The 2,994-nt window shown below is 71.3% G+C and carries 3 protein-coding genes and 1 pseudogene; 3 read left to right on the forward strand and 1 reads right to left on the reverse strand.

Translation table 11 applies throughout. The features are described from left to right. Positions 1-629, reverse strand: a pseudogene (locus L0P92_RS43485) (hypothetical protein); the annotation flags it as partial. A 162-nt stretch (positions 630-791) separates the two neighbouring features. On the opposite strand from L0P92_RS43485, the gene rutA reads away from it, so the two are divergent. The 3 genes from rutA to L0P92_RS43500 all read left to right on the forward strand — a co-directional run. After that, positions 792-1,859 (forward strand): pyrimidine utilization protein A, encoded by a 1,068-nt coding sequence (gene rutA, locus L0P92_RS43490; protein WP_234768657.1) that lies wholly within the window; start codon positions 792-794, stop codon positions 1,857-1,859. Further along, entirely contained in the window at positions 1,856-2,521 is a 666-nt protein-coding gene (locus tag L0P92_RS43495; protein ID WP_234768658.1) for an isochorismatase family protein, read from the forward strand. Before rutA ends, L0P92_RS43495 begins: the two co-directional genes overlap by 4 nt. Further along, a partial coding sequence (locus tag L0P92_RS43500) for an NADPH-dependent FMN reductase (protein WP_234768659.1) occupies positions 2,518-2,994 on the forward strand: 477 nt, incomplete at its 3' end. The genes L0P92_RS43495 and L0P92_RS43500, both read left to right, overlap by 4 nt.

Consider the following 2,994-nt stretch of genomic DNA (forward strand, 5'->3'; position numbering starts at 1 on the left):
GTATACGACACCGGCCCCGCGCCCCCCTCCCCGTCCGCCCCCCGCCCCCCCCCCCCGGCCGGTGAGCCGGCCGAGGAGTGGGGCCGGGGGCCGAACGGGAAGGGGGCCGCGGAGCCGGCCGTAGAACCCGTCCGGGAGCCCGGCACAGAGCCGGCGGGTGAGCCGGGTGCGGGACCGGCGGGGGACCCGAGTCCGGAGCCAGCCGCGAACCCCGGCGCGGACCCAGCCGGGAACCCCGGCGCGGACCCGGGCGCAGGACGGGTCGGGTGGCCGGTCGGGGAGCCTGGCACAGGGCGGGCCGGACCGCCGGGTGCGGAGCCGGCCGGGGAGGTACCCGCAGCGCCCGTCCCCCCACTCGTGCCCATCGGGACCCAGACCCCACCCCCCTCGTGCAGCGCACGGGCCGGAGCCAGCGGGCCCTCCTGGTCGATGATCTCCCAGCTACGGGTGAGGGCGGGCGGCAGCCCCGCCGTCGACACCAGGCGCAGCGCGGACATCGGGCCCCGCAGATGGATCATGCCGCCCAGAGCGCCCAGCTCGCCCACCGCATGCTGGAGGGCCAGCCGGAAGACCTCGCTCTCCGCGACACCGGGAGCCACCGTGCCGAGCAGGGTCAGCCGAGCGTTCATGTCGTGGACCTTACCGTTCCGTGCTCAACCGAATCGATCGTTCGCAAGATCCTCACGCCCCGGGTGCGGCCGGTCGACACGACGTCAACCACCCATATCTAACGTCGAGTTGACGTGCGCGGCTTAGCATCACCCGGGACCCCCGACCCGCTGAGGAGTGGCATGGACATCGGCGTATTCATTCCCATCGGCAACAACGGCTGGCTCATATCGAAGAGTTCGCCCCAGTACCTGCCCACCTTCGAGCTGAACAAGGCCATCGTGCAGAAGGCCGAGGAACACGGGCTCGACTTCGCGCTGTCGATGATCAAGCTCAAGGGGTTCGGCGGCGAGACCGAGTTCTGGGACCACTGCCTGGAGTCGTTCACGCTGATGGCGGGCCTGGCAGCGGTGACGGACCGGATCAAGCTGTACGCCTCCACGCCGATCCTGGTCCTGCCGCCGGCCATCGTCGCCCGTATGGCCACGACCGTCGACTCGATCGCCCCGGGCCGCTTCGGCATCAACATCGTCACCGGCTGGGCACCCGGCGAGTACTCCCAGATGGGCCTGTGGCCCGGCGACGAGCACTTCGGCAACCGCTACGACCGGGCCGTCGAGTACGTCACCGTGATGAAGGAGCTGTGGCGCGAGGGCGTCAGCAACTTCAAGGGCGAGTTCTACGAGATGGAGGACTGCGTGCTGTCGCCGCGCCCGGCGGACGGGCACATCGACATCGTCGCCGCGGGCCAGAGCAACACCGGCATGCGGTTCGCGGCCGAGCACGCCGACTACAACTTCATCCTCGGCAGCGGCGTCAACACCCCGCTGGCCTTCGCCGACACGACGCGGACGCTCGTGGAGGCGGCGCGCGAGACCGGCCGGGACGTCGGCGCGATGTCCCTCTTCATGGTCATCGCGGACGAGACCGACGAGGCCGCGCAGGCCAAGTGGCGCGACTACCACGACAACGCCGACCGCGCCGCCCTCGCGTACATGGCGGGCGAGTCGGCCTCGGACACCAACGCCGACGACTCCTCGACCGCCCGCACCATCGTGCTGCCCGAGGGCGCGGTGAACTTCAACATGGGCACGCTGGTGGGGTCGTACGAGACGGTCGCGAAGATGCTCGACGAGGTCGCGGAGGTCGACGGGACCAAGGGGATCATGCTGGTCTTCGACGACTTCCTGGCGGGCATCGAGAACTTCGGCACCCGCGTCCAGCCGCTGATGAAGTGCCGTCAGGGATGAGCGGGTCACGGTGGCAGGCGGACGCGGACTACGAGCGGGCCGGACTCGCCGGGCACCTGGCCCCCGGCTCCTCCCCCGCCCTGCTCCTGGTCGACCCGGCCCGCGCGTACGTGGACCGCGACTGCCCGCTCTACGCCGGGGTCGAAGCGGCCGTGGAGGCGATGAGGGTGCTGCTGTCGACGGTCCGGCGGGCGGGGCTTCCCGTGATCGTGACACGCGTACGGTTCCGGCCCGACGGTGCCGACGGCGGGCTCTTCTTCCGCAAGGTGCCGACGCTGAGCGTGTTCGCCGAGGGCAGCCCGTACGGCGACTTCATCGACGGACTCGCCCCGGCGCCGGACGAGTTGACGGTGACCAAGCAGTACCCGAGCGCCTTCTTCGGCACGGCCCTGGCGGCGTACCTCACCGCGGGCGGAATCGACACCCTCCTCGTCGCCGGTCTGACCACGAGCGGTTGCGTACGCGCCACCGCGCTGGACGCGATGCAGCACGGGTTCGTCCCGGTCGTGGTGGAGGAGGCGGTGGGCGACCGGGATCCGGACGTACACGCGGCGAACCTGTTCGACATCCGGCACAAGATCGGTGAGGTGTGGTCGATGGAGCGGGTCGAGGAGTACGTCGAGGAGCACGCCGGAGTCGTACCGGGCGGTGAACGCCCATGAGGACAGCGGTGGTCGCGGGCAACCCCAAGCCCGCCTCGCGCACCCTCGACGCGGCCACGAGGCTCGCAACGGAGCTCACCAGGCGGCCGCCGGACACGGTCGTCGACGTGATCGACCTGGGCGCCGGGCTGCTGGGTTGGGGCGACGAGCGGGTGTCGGACGCCGTACGGTCCGTCGCGGCGGCGGACCTGGTGGTCGTGGCCAGCCCGACCTTCAAGGCGACGTACTCCGGTGTTCTCAAGCTGTTCCTGGACCAGTTCGCGACCGGCGACGGCCTGCGGGACGTGGTCGCGGTCCCCCTGATGCTGGGCGCGGGCCCGACCCACGCCCTCGCCCCCGACCTGCTGCTCAAGCCGGTCCTGGTGGAACTCGGCGCGGTGACGCCGGCGCCCGGGCTGTATCTGAGGGACAGCGGTTATGCGACGGACGGGAGCATCGGGGAGTACGTGGGGCGTTGGGGGCCGGTGTTGAGG

Origin of the sequence: Streptomyces muensis (genome assembly GCF_021474425.1) — a bacterium.
Lineage (GTDB): Bacteria > Actinomycetota > Actinomycetes > Streptomycetales > Streptomycetaceae > Streptomyces > Streptomyces muensis.